Here is a 14391-nt window from a genome sequence, read left to right on the forward strand (position 1 = left end):
GATCAATCTATTGATTATTTTGCGTTGCGTGGCTTGGCAAATGCATCGCCCGCCTTCCACTCCGGCAGCTTCGGATTGTTGGCGATGATGCGGCCCAGGTTGAGCGTGTACTGCGCCGTCTGCACCATGCCCGACAGGTCCCAGCTGGCATCGTATTCGTCGCTGGCCTGGTGGTAGCGCTTGCCGTAAGCCTTGGCTTTTTCTTTCGAACCGGTCGGGTCCTTGATGTACTCGCTGCCCGACTCGATAGAGAACGCCGGTACGCCATTCTTGGCAAAGCTGAAGTGGTCGCTGCGGAAGTAGCCGCCGGCCAGGTCCGGTTCGGCCTTGGCGATATGCATGCCCATGGCTTTGGCGGCCGTCTCGGCCATCTTGCCCAGCTCGGTGCGCTCGCTGCCCTGGGTGCCGATGTCGCGCGTGGCGCCCACGAAATTCAGGCTGTCGAGGTTGAGGTTGGCGGCGGTTTTCGCCAGCGGCCACAACGGCGACGACGCGTAGGCAGCACTGCCCAGCAAGCCCTGCTCTTCGGCTGCCACCCACAGGAACATCTGGCTGCGCCTGGCTGGTGCACGCTTGGCTTCCTGCGCCATGGCCAGCAACGCTGCCGAGCCCGAGGCGTTGTCCACGGCGCCGTTGAAGATGGTGTCGCCGCTCTCGCCTTGCTTGCCCAGGTGGTCGTAGTGGGCGCTGTAGATCACCACTTCGTCCTTGAGCCTGGGGTCAGTACCAGGCACCACGGCGGCGATATTGAATTGTTCGACCTTGCGCACGGCTGCCTTCATTTCGCCGTTCACCTTGGCTGCCAGCGGCACCGGTTTGAAGTCGGCGCGCTCGGCGGCGGCACGCAGCGTGTCTAGGTCCTGGCCGGCGGCCTTGAACAGCGCGCGCGCGGTGTCGTCGGTCATCCAGCCCTGCAAGGCGGTGCCCAGCGTGCCGGCGGCCAGCTGGAAGCGTTCCACGCCCGACCAGCTGTTCTGGATCACGCTCCAGCCATACGAGGCGGTGGGCGTGGTGTGGATCAGGATCACGCCGGCCGCGCCCTGGCGCTGGGCTTCTTCGAATTTATAGGTCCAGCGGCCGTAGTAGGTCAGGCCCTTGCCGTTGAAGCGGTTCGGCTGCTCGGCGGTCGGTTGCGGATCGTTGACCATCGCTACCAGGATCTTGCCCTTCAGGTCCACGCCCTTGAAGTCATCCCATTTTTCATCGTCGGCCTTGATGCCGTAGCCCACAAACACCAGCTCCGCGTTCAACTGGTGCACGGCGATGGCGTCGCCGGGCGCAAACACCCAGTCCTTGCCGAAGGCGGCCGGCAGCGCCTGGCCGTTCGCTTCCAGTTTCAACGTGCTCTCGGCAGGCAGGGTCTTGATGCCGGCGATCTGCACCGACTGGCGGAAGCTGTTGCCGTTGCCAGGCGTGAGGCCCAGCGCCTGCGCCTGGGTTTCCAGGTACAGGGCAGCCAGGTCGGCGCCGCGCTGGCCGGTACCGCGGCCTTCGAGCAGGTCGTTGGACAGGAACGCGAGGTGGGCGCGCAGCGGCGCTTCCTGCACCAGCGGTGCGGTGGCGGTGCTGGCTGCGTGAGCCGGGAATGCGAGCGCCAGGCTTATGGCCAGGGCGGAGGCAACGAAGGAAGGGGTCATTTTGTGCATGATGTCCTGATGTGTTGGTCGCGGCCCGGTCAAAATTTGCCGCGCGCACATTGTATGACATTTGGTCACACCGCCTGGCGGCGCCGGGCGCGCTAAAATGATGGCATGACAGACCGCAACTCAGACCGTAATTCGGACGCCAAGCCAGGGGGAAACTCCTTGGACGACTTGGTGGGCAACTCTTCGGCCAACCTGGCGCGCCACGCGGCAGGCAACTCAGCAGGCATCTCGGCGGGCAACTCTGCGGCCAACTACGTCGGCCGCTTCGCGCCATCGCCCACCGGGCCGCTGCATATCGGCTCGCTGGTGGCTGCCATGGCCAGCTACCTCGATGCCAAGGTCCACCACGGCCAGTGGCTGGTACGCATCGAGGATGTCGATGGCGACCGCAACGTGGCCGGCGCCGACGCGCACATCCTCGCCTCGCTGCAACGCTGCGGCATGGCCTGGGATGGCGACGTCACCTGGCAAAGCCGCCGCACCGGCCTGTACGACGCCGCGCTGCGCCAGCTTGGCGACCTGGTCTACCCGTGCGGCTGCTCGCGGCGCGAGATCGCCGATTCGCAACTGAGCCTCACCGGCCGCCAGGCCCAGGCGCTGATTTATCCCGGCACCTGCCGCCATGGCCTCGCACCCGGCAAGACCGCGCGCGCACTGCGCCTGAAAGTGCCGCAGTCGCCGCCGTGCGTGATCGCTTTCGAGGACCGCTGGGCCGGCCACATCAGCCAGGACCTGACCGACGAGGTGGGCGACTTCGTGATCAAGCGCGCGGACGGCTTCTGGGCCTACCAGCTGGCGGTGGTGGTGGACGATGGCGCGCAAGGCATCACCGACATCGTGCGCGGCGCCGACCTGCTCGACTCCACGCCGCGCCAGCTCTACCTGCAGCAGGTGCTGGGCTTGCCCCAGCCGACCTACCTGCATGTGCCGGTGGTGGTGAACAGCGTGGGCGAAAAACTGTCGAAGCAGACCGGCGCCCAGGCTTTCGATACGGGCGCCGCACCGGCCGACCTGTTGCAGCAGGCGCTGCTGCCGGCCGCGCGCTTTCTCGGCATGGCGTTGACCGCCGGTTCGCTCGACGATTTCTGGCGCCAGGCGGTACCGGCCTGGGAAAATGTCCTGAAAGACACGTGCGCCAGCTGGCGATAAATCTGGCCTACACTGTAACGATGGAAATCGAACTCAAACTGCTGCTCGCCGAAGAGCACAACACCACCCTGATGGCGCTGCCCATGCTGGCCGACCACGCCGACGGCGCCCCGCGCCGCCAGCACCTGTCCGCGCATTATTTCGATACCCCCGACCTGCACCTGCTGCGCCACGGCGCCGGCCTGCGCGTGCGCAAGGAAGACGGTCTCTGGATCCAGACCATGAAAGCGGGCGGCAGCGTCCAGAGCGGGCTGCACAGCCGTAACGAGTGGGAGTGCCCGGTGGCGCGGCCCTGGCCGCAATTGGGCAAGTTGCGCAAGCTGATAGCCAAACACGATGACGCCGAACCATGGCTCGACATGCTGGCAGCCCCCGAACTCAAGCAACGGCTGGAAGCGCTGTTCGTGGTCGAAGTGGAACGCCATACCTGGGATCTCGATATCGAAGGCAGCCGCATCGAACTGGTGCTCGACCATGGCCATATCGAACGCCACGGCCGCCAGGTGGCCGTCAACGAAATCGAACTCGAACTCAAGGACGGCGACCCGTCCGCGCTGTTCTCGTTTGCGCTGGAATTACACGAACATATTCCGCTGCGGATCAGCAATATCAACAAGGCCCAGCGCGGCTACCGGCTGTGCCGAGAAACCGGCACCGAGCCATACCGCGCCAAAGCGCTCACGCTTGATGCCGATGCCACCGTGGCGCAGGCGCTGCAAGCCATCCTCGGCAACTGCCTGCAACATATCCAGAACAACGAGCAAGCCATCATCGACGGCGACGACCCGGAAACGCTGCACCAGATGCGCGTGGGCCTGCGCCGCATGCGTTCGGCTCTGAAATTGTTCGACGACGTGGCGCCGTGCCCGCCCGCGCTGGCCGACGACATCGCCTGGCTCGGCGGCGAACTGGGCGCCGCGCGCGATGCCGACGTGCTGCTCACCGACACCCTGCCCCGGGTGCAAGCCAATCCGGGCGGCAAGAATGGCCTGATGGCGCTGCAACAACTGGCGCTGGACGCGTCGCAAAGCCGCCGCCGCACGGCGGCGCAAGCGCTGCTGTCGCCGCGCTACACGCAGTTATTGTTGAGCATGGGCGTGTGGATGCAACACCTGTCCACCGACGTCCCCGATGCACCGCTGGCCGACTTTGCCCAGGCCATTTTGCAGCGCCTGCACAAGCGTTTATTGAAACGCGCCACCCGCATGGACGACGCCGACCCGGCATCCATCCACAGCACCCGCATCGCGGCCAAGCGCGGCCGGTATGCACTGGAATTTTTCCACGCCCTGTACCGTGAAAAATCGGCGCGCCAGTATCTGAAAGCGCTGGCGGCGATCCAGTCGGCGCTGGGCCAGCATAACGACCTGGTGGTGGCCGAAGCGCTGCTGCTGGAGATGGCCGAACAGCATCCGGAGGCGCTGGACACGATCAGCTTCGCGCGCGGCTATCTGCAGGGGCTGCAGAGCCGCGAGGCGATCGACCTCGACGCCATCCGCGCCACTTTGCAGGCCTTGCGCCTGCCGCGCAACTAAAACCTGCCCCGCCTGCTTGCGCGCCTCGACAGCGTAGAGAGGAAGCAGCGGATTGCGATGCCTCGTGAGCGGGGGCAAGGCGAGATGACGAGCAACGCCGGCCCCGCTGCCGAGGCGCGCACGCAGCGCCCTGACCGGGATAGTTTCTTAGCGTGGGACGGGCTTGGCTACGACAGCCCAGTTCACCGACGTCTTGCAGCCGGCCTGCTGCACGGCAGCGAGCGCATCGTCCGCTTCGGTCGTCGCTTGCGTGTATTCCTTGCTGCCCTCGATTTTGAAGTGCAGTTGCGGCCGGGTGGAGCTCGCCATTTTCGACAGCACTGGCGCAAAGCCCCGGTCGGCCAGCACCTGGCGGCACGGCGTGATCGCTTTCAGGTCATCCGATTCGAGCCGGATGGTCAGGGTCCAGCGTTCGACGATGCCGTGGGTGGCCAGGTCGGGATCGGGCAACATCAAGTTGGACGGCAAGGTGGCGGCGCTGGCATTCGCCAGCGTGAGGGCCAACAGCGCGGCCAGGGACAATCGACGGTACATCGGCATTCCTAATAATGAAATCAAGCTGCCATGGTAGCAGCGTTCGACCGTTTCCAACCACTAGCTGCGCAGCATCGGATACAGCGACGCCAGCAGCAGCAACGCCATGCTGACATTAAAGATGCGCACCGAGCGCGGATCTTGCAGAAAGCCGCGCAGCACCACGCCGAACAGCGCCCACGCTCCCACGCAGACAAAGCCGATCAGCAGGAACACCAGCGCCAGCAAGAACACGTCGGCCAGCTGCGCATGCGGTGGCAGGTATGTGCTCATGGCGCTGAGGATCATCACCCACGCCTTGGGATTGATCCACTGGAAGGCGGCAGCGCCCCAGAAACCGAGCGGTTTCGACAGCTGCGCCTGCTCGGCACTCATCGGCGCCGCGTTCGCCAGCTTCCACGCCAGCCACAGCAGGTAGATCGCACCCAGGTACTTGAGGATCAGCTGCAACATCGGCACTGCCTCGAACACGGCCTGCAAGCCGAAACCCACCGCAACCACCATGAACGAAAAGCCGCCGCAAATGCCGAACAGATGCGGCAGCGAACGCTTGAAGCCATAGTTCAGGCCGGAGGCCAGGATCATGGTGTTGTTGGGGCCGGGCGTGATGGAACTGACGACGGCAAAGGTACACAGCGGCAGCAGCAGATCGGGGGACATGGCGTTTCCTGAAAGAGTTTCAGCCATTGTACGCGCGGGTGTACTGGCGTGTACCAGTACAATCCTGCAATTACCCCACCGTTCTGTACTGGCGACATTGCCATCACACCCGGCCATCACACCTTTTTGCGCCGCCCCAGCAGTTTATAGACGCTCTCCAGCTCGCGCGCCACCAGGTCTTGCCCGTGCTCGATCACGAAGTCCTGAAACGATGCCGCCACCTTGGGGATCGGCTGGTCGGTCAGGTGCATGATTTGCCAGTCCGCTTCGACCGGGTTGCCGGCCATCGGCAAAATCGCCAGCAGGCCCGCCTCGAATTCCAGCCCGCACGCGTGCACCGACAAAAAGCCCAGCCCCAGGCCGGCCGACACCATGCGCTTGATCGCCTCGTTGCTCGACACCTCGGAGCCGAATTCGAGCGGATGACCGGCGTCGCGCAGCAGCCGTTCGACGGCGGTGCGGGTGCCCGAGCCGCGTTCGCGCACCATCAGGTTGGCGCCCTTGATGTCGGCCAGCGTGAGGCGCTTCTTCTTCATCAAAGGGTGGGCCGGGCTGGCCACGAAAGCCATCGGGTGGCGCGCGAAGCGGGCCGCGTTGGTGCGCAGCTCGCGCGGCGGCGTGCCCATGATGGCCAGGTCGATCTCGTGGCGCGCCAGCATGCTGATGATCTCCGCGCGGTTGCCCACCTGGAGTTTCAAGTGGACGTCGGGGCGCTTCAACGTAAACGGCACCAACAGCGGCGGCAGCAAATGCTCGGCGGTGGTGACCGCGCCGATGCGCAGCGTGCCGCTGGTGACGCCTTGCAGCGCCGCCAGTTCTTCCTCCGCCTGCTGCCACAGCCGCAGCATGCGTTCGGAAAAATCGAGCATCACCTCGCCCGCAGCGGTGAGCTGGATATTGCGGCCCACCTTGCGCGTGAGGGCGATGCCGGCAATTTCTTCCAGCGTGCGCAGTTGCAGCGAAATCGCCGGCTGCGTGACGTGCATCGCATCCGCCGCCCGCGACACGCTCTCGTGCCGCGCCACCAGGACCAGCGATTGCAACTGGCGGAAACTCGGATATTGCATAAGCCTGTCCTTATCAATAACTAAAAATCTTTAATTTTTCTTTTGATTATATTACCTTTATATTGTTGGCTTGAGGGGGCTTCGAAAACCGTAGCGAGCGGCTTGTTATTGTCTTGAGTAGCGGAAGCGTACGGAAGTACGCTGAGCAACGGAGAGGCGATAACAGGACGCGCAGTAGGTTTGCGAAGCTCCCGGACACTGTTTAGCGAGATTAAATATGAGCATAGACGTGATCTTCCTCGGCCTGGACGGCGTACTGTTCGACACCGAAACCCCGCACCTGGCGGCCTGCAACACGGCCTTCGCCACCGCCGGTCTGTCGCTGCGCTGGGACGCGCGCGCCTTGCGCCACGCCGTCGCCACCCACGGCTACGCCCGCGCCATCGAGGGCGCCCTGCCGCCGTCGCTGCCTGCACGCGACCGCAAGCGCGCCGCCGAAATGGCACAGGACAAGCACCGCGAATTCCACCACGCGATCGTCACCGCGCCACCGAAAGCGCTGCCGGCAGCGCTGGCCCTGATCGACGACGCCATCGCCGACGGCTGCAAGATCTGCATCCTGACCGACCTGCCGGCGGCCACCGCCTCCGCGCTGCTGTCGAACGCCTTCGGCACCGACGTCAACAGCCTGTTCACGGTGGTCACGGGCGGCGCCAACTTCGACGGCCCCACTGGCACCGGCCCGTACGCCCGCGCACTGCACGCCATCGGCGTGCAGGCGTCGGATGGCATCGCCATCGATGCCGGTGCGCCGGCCCTGCGCGCAGCGGAATGCGCCGGCCTCTGGACCGTCAGCATCGCCCCGGCCAGACAAGGCGCCGACGTGGTGCGCCCGCGCCAGTTCATCACCTACGATGCGCTGCGCGAACTGCACGGCGGACCTTACAGCCACCAGGCGCCGCAAGTGCCGCCGGTGTCGAAGCAAGCCGCCGCAGCGCGCCAATTGGCCGCCTGAGCGCCCGGTCGTGGTTCGGCGCAGGGACGGGCTTATAATAGTTTCATGAATACGATCAATCCCCTGAGCCGGACCGGCGTCACCGCCACGACCACTGCATACCATGACCGGGCCTGAGTATCTCGTGGTGCTGGCGGCGTACAACGCCGACATGAACCGCCAGGTGTACGACGCCGCCGCGCGCCTGCCGCCCGGCGCGTTCACCGCCGAACGCGGGGCCTTTTTCGGCTCGCTGGCCGGCACCCTGAACCACCTGCTGGCCGGCGACACCATCTGGCTCGGACGCTTCGCCGGCTTCCGCCCCGCCTGGACCGCGCTGGCCGGCGTGCGCGACCTGCCGCAACCCGGCGGCCTGGCGCACCATTTCGGCGACGACCTGGCCGCGCTGCGCGCCCAGCGCGAACTGCTCGACGCCATCATCTCGGCGTGGGCGCCGCAGGTAACAGCCGGCGATATGGCCGCTACCTTCGAATACCGCAGCAAGAAGGGCGACACCTATCGCAAGAATTTCGGCCTGGTGGTGACGCATTTTTTCAACCACCAGACCCACCATCGCGGCCAGGCCAGCACCCTGCTCACGCAGGCCGGCGTCGATATCGGCGCCACCGACCTGATCGGCTGGGCGCCCGACATTGGCGCGGAACCCGCGTCACAAAGCTGAGCATTTGATTTCCATCGCGTAAGGAAGGTTGTGCCGCTCCTTCCCGCGTCATATACTGCACTGCAACATATTCACTTTACTCCCAAGGAAGGTCATGTCCCTCGCATACCGCGCCACCGCCGATTTCGCCAAGCTCAATCACCCGATGCGGGTACCGCTGTCGGCCGAAATCCATTCCCGCCCGTTCCTGCAACTGCAGGCGCCGGAAAGCCTGACCCATTTCGCGCTGTACGTGCAGCAGGACCATCCTTCGCAAAAGCTCCACCGCAGCACCCAGCACGAAATTTTGCAGCAGCTGTGCGCCCACTACGGCGTGGCTGCGCCAGGCGCGCAGGCGCGCTACTTCTTCCACGACTTCGGCCGCTTTCGCCTCAAGTGGGAGTGCCACACCGAGTTCGCGACGTTCACGTTTGTCGAGCGGGCGGACACCGATCCCGATTTCCGCCAGTCGTTCCAGAAGGTGCCGCTGCAGCACGTGCCGCAAGAGTGGCTCGCCGGCTTGCACGGCAAGATCATCGTTGCCGCCCACGTGCTGCTGTGTGCAGGCGTGGAGGGCAGCGACAAGACCGAGGCGATTGCCGCCCTGTTCCAGGGCAAGTCGCTGGTGGGCAGCAACGTGGCCGGCGCCGCCGAGGTGTGGACCGATTTCCTAATCCAGCCCGATGGCTTTTCCCGCTTCGTGGTACGCGACATGGGCCTGCGCGAGTTCCAGTCCGGCCGCCTGGTGGGCCGCCTGCTGGAAATCGAAACCTACCGCATGATGGCGCTGCTGGGGCTACCGAACGCGGAAGCGTCACAGCCGCTGTTGAACGGCATCGAGAACGAACTGGCCGACCTCACCGCTACCCTGGTGCAGGCCGACCAGCCAGCGCAGGACGCGCGCATCGACGCGCGCGAAGAAGGCCACCTGCTGCACCACATCACCAGCCTGGCGGCGCGGCTCGAGAAAATCTCGGTCAACAACAGTTATCGGTTCGCCGCCTCGCAGGCGTATTTCAGCTTGGTGCAGGCGCGCATCCACGAGCTGCGCGAGGTGCGCATCGCCGGCATCCAGACCCTGGCCGAATTCATGGGCCGCCGCCTGGCGCCGGCCATGCACACGTGTACGTCGGTGGCGCTGCGCCAGGAAGCGCTGGCCAAGCGTATCGGACGCAGCAACGACCTGCTGCGCACCCGCGTGGGCATCGAGCAGGAAGGCCAGAACCGCAAGATCCTGCAATCGCTCGACGCGCGCGCAGCCCAGCAACTGCGGCTGCAACAGGCGGTGGAGGGTTTGTCGGCCGTGGCGATTTCGTACTACACGCTGGGACTGATCGGCTACGCCGGCAAGGCCATGAAGGCAGGTGGCCTGGCCGTCAACCCGGACATCCTGCAAGGGGTGGCGGTGCCGGTGGTGATCGCGGCCGTGTGGCTGGGACTGCGCCGCGTGCACCACCATATCGCCGAGCGCAGCCAGGCTGGCGCGCGCCAGCTGGCCTGAGACACCTACACTGGCAGGACCGGCTGCGGATAGAAGCGGTCGGTGAGGAAGTAGGCGATGCGCTCCTGCGTCTCCGGCAGGTAGGGGATGTTGATGTGGTTCGAACCGGGCACGATCTCGTCGGCCTGCAAGGTACCCAGTTTTTGTACCAGCAGGTCGGTGTGCGAATGCGGCACGATGTCGTCATGCTCGGAGCGCAGCACGTACACGGGGGCGTTGATCTTCTCGGCGTACTTCACCGACTCGAACTTGTGGCGCAGGACGTACTCCACCGGCAGCGTGCGGAACTTGCGCTTGGCGATCGCCAGGATCGAATCGTAAGGCGTGATCAGCACCACGGAACACGGCTCGCGGTCGATGGCCACCTGCACCGCCACACCGGAACCGAGGCTGCGCCCCACCACCGCCATGCGTTGGGGATCGACGTCGCGGCGGTTGGCCAGCCAGTCGTACAGCATGCGGCCGTCTTCGACGAAATGGATTTCGGCCGGATCGCCGTGCGAATCGCCGTAGCCACGGTAGTTCACGGCCAGCACGGTCATGCCGGGGAACAACTGGCCGGCGTCGCGCGCCACCCACGACACTTCCTCCGAGCGGCCGCCGAAATACACCACACCGGGGTGCGGGCCGGCCAGGCGCGGCGTCATCAGCCAGCCGGACAGGCGCGTGCCGTCTTTGGCGCGGATCACGACCGCGCGGGTGCGATGCCCGGCGCTGTAGGGCTTGAGCACTTCGCGCCGGCTGCCCAGCGGGTTGAATAACAGGCGGTTCTGGCTCGCTGCCACCGCCGCCGTCAATCCGATCCACAACACGCTCAGAATGCCGGCCACGCCGGCGACTTTTTTTGTATGCTTCATACCGATACTGTACACTTTTTGGCCCGATGATCTGTTCACAAACGAACAAAACGATTTGCCAGTGGTAAAGAACGTACATGGGGCCGGGTTGCCTCTTGCACAAGGGAGAGGCACGACTCGGTATAATCGTCGCTTCCTCGTTATCGCGTGCGCACCATGAAACCGGCCATCGTCCTGCTCCACAGTTCCATGAGTTCCAAGGCCCAGTGGGCCGCCCTGTCCACGCAGCTGGCAGACAAGTACCGCTGTATCCCGCTCGACCTGCTCGGCTACGGCGCCGCGCCCTTCCCCGCCGGCGCCGGCCCAGATTACGTCCACACGCTGGCGCACGAGGCAGAGGCGATCAACGCCGCGCTGGCCACCGAGCTGGCGCCCGGCGAACCGTTCCACCTGGTGGGCCACTCGTACGGCGGCGCTTCGGCACTGCATCTGGCGCGCCAGGCGCCCGACCGCGTGCTGTCGCTGGCGCTGCACGAGCCGGTGGCGTTCCACCTGCTGCCGGCGCACGACGCATCCAAGCTGGAAATCACCGGCGTGGTCGATACCATCCTCGCCGCCCCGTCGGATCGCGACGCCACCCGCATCTTCATCGATTACTGGAACCGCCCCGGCTCGTTCGACGCCGCGCCGCCGGCCGCGCAGGACAAGATGATCGCCATGATCGCCAAGGTGAAGCTGGACTTCCAGGCGCTGCTGGGCGAGCCGGTGGCGTTTGCCGACCTGGCGGACCTGAAGGTACGCACGCTGGTGATGGCGGGCCAGCACAGCCCCATCTCCACGCGCGGCCTGGCGCCGCAGCTGGCGGCTGCGCTGCCCAATGCCACGGTGCTGGAGACGCGCGGCGCCCACATGGGACCGATCACGCATGGCGAGGCCATCAACCCGGTGATCGCCGCGTTTATCGGCGCTTGATGGGCGGGTAACCGGCGCCGGACTGGCGCTGGGCGGGCGCGCGACGAGCGCGGCGCCGCCCGGTCAGATCAGGTCACGTCAACCGCAGCGGCGCCGCGCGTGCAACGCCCACGCTACGCCGGCCACCCTGCCCTCCCTGGCTGCTTTCGGTCACCGTGAACTGTCCCACCTGCGCCAGCAACGCCTGCGCCTGTTCGCGCATGCTGGCCGCAGCGGCCGCCGCCTGCTCGACCAGCTTGCCGCCCTCGTCCACCTTGCCCATCGAGTCGTCGATCAGCGTCTTGATTTCGCGCGCCGCCGATGCCGAACGCTGGGCGAGGTTGCGCACTTCGGTGGCCGCCACCGCAAAGCCGCGTCCCTGCTCGCCAGCGCGCGCCGCTTCCACCGCCGCGTTCAACGCCAGGATATTGGTCTGGAAGGCGATCCCGTCGATCACGCCGATGATGTCGGCCATCTTGCCGAAACTGGCCTTGATCGAGCCCATGGTCGCCACCACCTGTCCCACCACGGCGCCGCCGCGCGCGGCGTCGCTTGGCGACCTTTCAGTGACTACCTGCTACTTTATTCCGACTTTCACTTACAAACCAGCATCGAGGCGGCGGCTCGCACCGGCGGTCAGCTGCAGTGGCCTCACCCGGTCGCCATAACGCACGCGGACCTCGCCCTTGCCGGCAATGCGGCGAATAGTGGCGGCGGTGAGCCGGCCATTGCGCCAGGCGATATCGACCTCGTACCCGCCGCGCGCCCGCAAGCCCTTTACCGAGCCACTGCGCCATGCGGAAGGCAACGCCGGCAGCAAATGCAGTTCACCATTCTGCGACTGCAGCAGCATCTCGCTAATCGCTGCGGTAGCACCGAAATTGCCGTCGATCTGGAATGGCGGATGGGCGTCGAACAGGTTGGCGTAGGTGCCGCCGGCGTTGTTTACTTCCGTGCCCTGCCCTGTTTGCAGCGCCGCGCGCGCGCCGGGCTTGGCCAACTGGCCGCGCAGCATGGTGTACGCGTGGTCGCCGTCGAGCAGCCGCGCCCAGTAGGCGATTTTCCACGCCATCGACCAGCCGGTGCCGGCGTCGCCCCGGCTTTGCAACGACACCCGGGCGGCGGCGGCCAATGCAGGCGTGGTGGTCGGCGAAATCTGCCGGCCCGGGAACAGGCCGAATAAATGCGAGACGTGGCGATGGGTGTCGCCCGGCTGGTCGAGCACCGGGTCGCCCTTCTTCTCGTCCATCCACTCCAGCAGCTGACCCCAGCTACCCACGCGCGGCGTGACCAGGCGGTCGCGCAGCGCCGCCACTTCAGCACCGAATACGGTGTCGCCCAGCACCCCGGCTGCTTCCACCGTGTTGTTGAACAGGTCCCAGATGATGGCCTGGTCGTAGGTCACGCCGTCTTCGATCGGGCCGTGCTCGGGCGACCAGCCCAGCGGCGCCACCAGGCGCCCGTCCGGCAGCGCTTTGAGCGTGTCCTGCCAGAAGTGTACGGCTTCCTTCATCATCGGATACGCCACGTCGCGCAGGTAGGCGCGGTCCTGGGTGAACGCGTAGTGTTCCCAGAAGTGCTGGGCGTACCAGGCGTTGCCGGTCTTGTTCCAGATGTAGCCCATGGCGCCAAACGGATTCGACTCGGTGCGCAGGGTCCAGCCGCGCACCGGCTTGCCGGCGGCGGTGACGAACGTCTCTTCACGCTGCACGGCCGCGCCGCTCAGGTCCGGAGCGGCCATGACCACCGACTCCGGATGGGCAATCGACTTGGCCGCCGTGTCGGCAATCAGCTTGCGATACACGGGCGCCACGCCCTGCACGAAGTTCAAAAATGGCAGCGCATGTTCGGACAGGTTACTTGGCTCGGCCGGCCAGTAATTCATCTGGATATTGATATTGGTGTGGTAATCCGAATTCCACGGCGGCGACAGGCTGTTGTTCCACAGTCCCTGCAGGTTGGCCGGCAGCGAACCGCGCGAGCTCGAGATCAGCAGGTAGCGGCCATACTGGTAGAACAGCGCTTCGAGTTCCGGGTCGTCGCCTTGCGCCGTATAAGTTTCGAGGCGCTGGTCGGTGGGCAGCGCGCGGCGTGCGGCAGACGCACTGCCGAAGTCCACGCTGACGCGATCGAATTGCGCGCGGTAGTCCTGCTGGTGCGCGGCCAGCAGCGCCGGCCACGCGGGTGCTGCGGTGACTTGTTCGATGACGCGCTTCAACGGTGGCGCCCCCTGGAACTTCTTGTCGGCGTCGAGCACGTAGCTGGTGCCGGCGCCCAGAACCACGGTCACCGCATCGCAATCTTTAAAGGTGATCCGGTTGCCGTCGATGGCGATGCGGCCGCCCTCGTGGCGCACCTGCACCTGGCTGGCATAGTCCATCGCGTTGGACGATGGCGCCGGGCCCTTGCCGCGCAGCGAACCAACAGCAGTAATGCGGTCGCCGCTGGCCTCGATGCGCGCCTGGTGCATGTCCGCCAGTTCGATCGATCCGGTGTACTGGCCACGGCGGTCAGCGGACAGGCGCACGGCAATTACCTGCGCCGGATAGCTGGCCAGGGCTTCGCGCTGGAATGTGACGCCGTGGTGGGTGTAGGTGACGCGGTGCAGGCTGCGGCCGATGTCGAGCTGGCGCGTATAGCCAATGGCCTGGTCGTGGCCTGGCAGGTTGATATACACGTCGCCGAACGGCTGATACGCGCCCATCACCTTGTCGTCGCCAGTCCACAGCGTGATGTCGTTGAACTGGACCCGTTCGCGCGCCAGCTGGCCGAACAGCATGGCGCCGATGCGGCCATTGCCGATCGGGAGCGCTTCACGCTCCCAGCCGGCGTCGGTGTCGGGCGCCGGCTGCTGGTAGCGCAAGGTGAGATCTGCGGCAGACGCCGTCCCGGCAAGTACAAAGGACAGCGCCAGCCACGGCGCCGCCTTGATCAAGAGTTTGAACAAAGCGGCTCC

At 65.7% G+C, this 14391-nt stretch carries 12 protein-coding genes and 1 pseudogene; 6 read left to right on the forward strand and 7 right to left on the reverse strand.

Annotated elements, in window-relative coordinates; translation table 11 throughout:
* Positions 1-14: 14 nt before the first annotated feature.
* Positions 15-1646: a M28 family peptidase gene (locus tag SR858_RS20595; RefSeq protein ID WP_019921667.1), complete on the reverse strand. Its 1632-nt coding sequence runs from the start codon at positions 1644-1646 to the stop codon at positions 15-17.
* 159 nt (positions 1647-1805) lie between these two features.
* Here SR858_RS20595 and gluQRS point away from each other — a divergent pair, with 159 nt between their 5' ends.
* Entirely contained in the window at positions 1806-2795 is a 990-nt protein-coding gene (gene gluQRS, locus SR858_RS20600) for a tRNA glutamyl-Q(34) synthetase GluQRS (RefSeq protein WP_019921666.1), read from the forward strand.
* Positions 2796-2815: 20 nt separating this feature from the next.
* Complete coding sequence (locus SR858_RS20605) at positions 2816-4330, forward strand: CYTH and CHAD domain-containing protein (protein ID WP_019921665.1); 1515 nt, start codon at positions 2816-2818, stop codon at positions 4328-4330.
* A gap of 147 nt (positions 4331-4477) precedes the next feature.
* On the opposite strand, the gene SR858_RS20610 is transcribed toward SR858_RS20605, so the two are convergent.
* From SR858_RS20610 to SR858_RS20620, 3 genes are all read right to left on the reverse strand, one after another.
* Positions 4478-4864, reverse strand: a complete 387-nt coding sequence (locus SR858_RS20610) for a hypothetical protein (RefSeq protein WP_051120303.1) — start codon at positions 4862-4864, stop codon at positions 4478-4480.
* A 60-nt stretch (positions 4865-4924) separates the two neighbouring features.
* Positions 4925-5524 (reverse strand): LysE family translocator, encoded by a 600-nt coding sequence (locus SR858_RS20615; RefSeq protein WP_019921663.1) that lies wholly within the window; start codon positions 5522-5524, stop codon positions 4925-4927.
* A 116-nt stretch (positions 5525-5640) separates the two neighbouring features.
* Positions 5641-6591 carry a LysR substrate-binding domain-containing protein gene (locus SR858_RS20620; RefSeq protein ID WP_019921662.1) on the reverse strand — a complete coding sequence of 317 codons (951 nt, stop codon included), beginning with the start codon at positions 6589-6591 and terminating at the stop codon, positions 5641-5643.
* A gap of 217 nt (positions 6592-6808) precedes the next feature.
* On the opposite strand from SR858_RS20620, the gene SR858_RS20625 reads away from it, so the two are divergent.
* From SR858_RS20625 to SR858_RS20635, 3 genes are all read left to right on the forward strand, one after another.
* Positions 6809-7546, forward strand: a complete 738-nt coding sequence (locus SR858_RS20625; protein ID WP_019921661.1) for an HAD family hydrolase — start codon at positions 6809-6811, stop codon at positions 7544-7546.
* Positions 7547-7649: 103 nt separating this feature from the next.
* Positions 7650-8207 carry a DinB family protein gene (locus SR858_RS20630; protein WP_040377744.1) on the forward strand — a complete coding sequence of 186 codons (558 nt, stop codon included), beginning with the start codon at positions 7650-7652 and terminating at the stop codon, positions 8205-8207.
* Positions 8208-8301: 94 nt separating this feature from the next.
* On the forward strand, positions 8302-9687 hold the full coding sequence (locus SR858_RS20635; protein WP_019921659.1) for a DUF3422 family protein: 1386 nt from the start codon (positions 8302-8304) through the stop codon (positions 9685-9687).
* Between the two features lie 5 nt (positions 9688-9692).
* Here the strand turns inward: SR858_RS20635 and SR858_RS20640 are convergent, their stop codons facing one another.
* On the reverse strand, positions 9693-10544 hold the full coding sequence (locus SR858_RS20640) for an alpha/beta hydrolase (RefSeq protein WP_019921658.1): 852 nt from the start codon (positions 10542-10544) through the stop codon (positions 9693-9695).
* 156 nt (positions 10545-10700) lie between these two features.
* Between SR858_RS20640 and SR858_RS20645 the strand changes: the two genes are divergently transcribed.
* On the forward strand, positions 10701-11456 hold the full coding sequence (locus tag SR858_RS20645; RefSeq protein ID WP_154819923.1) for an alpha/beta fold hydrolase: 756 nt from the start codon (positions 10701-10703) through the stop codon (positions 11454-11456).
* Between the two features lie 219 nt (positions 11457-11675).
* Here the strand turns inward: SR858_RS20645 and SR858_RS20650 are convergent.
* Positions 11676-11982 (reverse strand): annotated as a pseudogene (locus SR858_RS20650) (methyl-accepting chemotaxis protein); the annotation flags it as partial.
* A gap of 51 nt (positions 11983-12033) precedes the next feature.
* Positions 12034-14382, reverse strand: coding sequence for a glycoside hydrolase family 95 protein (locus tag SR858_RS20655; protein ID WP_019921655.1), 2349 nt, complete (start codon positions 14380-14382; stop codon positions 12034-12036).
* Positions 14383-14391: the final 9 nt, after the last annotated feature.

The organism is Duganella zoogloeoides (assembly GCF_034479515.1).
GTDB classification, from domain to species: Bacteria; Pseudomonadota; Gammaproteobacteria; order Burkholderiales; family Burkholderiaceae_D; genus Rugamonas; species Rugamonas zoogloeoides.

Excerpts from the sequence above, each read along its gene's own strand:
- SR858_RS20595 (WP_019921667.1), bottom strand. The coding sequence starts at position 1,646 with ATGCACAAAATGACCCCTTCCTTCGTTGCCTCCGCCCTGGCCATAAGC.
- SR858_RS20605 (WP_019921665.1), top strand. The coding sequence starts at position 2,816 with ATGGAAATCGAACTCAAACTGCTGCTCGCCGAAGAGCACAACACCACC.
- SR858_RS20610 (WP_051120303.1), bottom strand. The coding sequence starts at position 4,864 with ATGTACCGTCGATTGTCCCTGGCCGCGCTGTTGGCCCTCACGCTGGCG.
- SR858_RS20615 (WP_019921663.1), bottom strand. The coding sequence starts at position 5,524 with ATGTCCCCCGATCTGCTGCTGCCGCTGTGTACCTTTGCCGTCGTCAGT.
- SR858_RS20620 (WP_019921662.1), bottom strand. The coding sequence starts at position 6,591 with ATGCAATATCCGAGTTTCCGCCAGTTGCAATCGCTGGTCCTGGTGGCG.
- SR858_RS20625 (WP_019921661.1), top strand. The coding sequence starts at position 6,809 with ATGAGCATAGACGTGATCTTCCTCGGCCTGGACGGCGTACTGTTCGAC.
- SR858_RS20630 (WP_040377744.1), top strand. The coding sequence starts at position 7,650 with ATGACCGGGCCTGAGTATCTCGTGGTGCTGGCGGCGTACAACGCCGAC.
- SR858_RS20635 (WP_019921659.1), top strand. The coding sequence starts at position 8,302 with ATGTCCCTCGCATACCGCGCCACCGCCGATTTCGCCAAGCTCAATCAC.
- SR858_RS20640 (WP_019921658.1), bottom strand. The coding sequence starts at position 10,544 with ATGAAGCATACAAAAAAAGTCGCCGGCGTGGCCGGCATTCTGAGCGTG.
- SR858_RS20645 (WP_154819923.1), top strand. The coding sequence starts at position 10,701 with ATGAAACCGGCCATCGTCCTGCTCCACAGTTCCATGAGTTCCAAGGCC.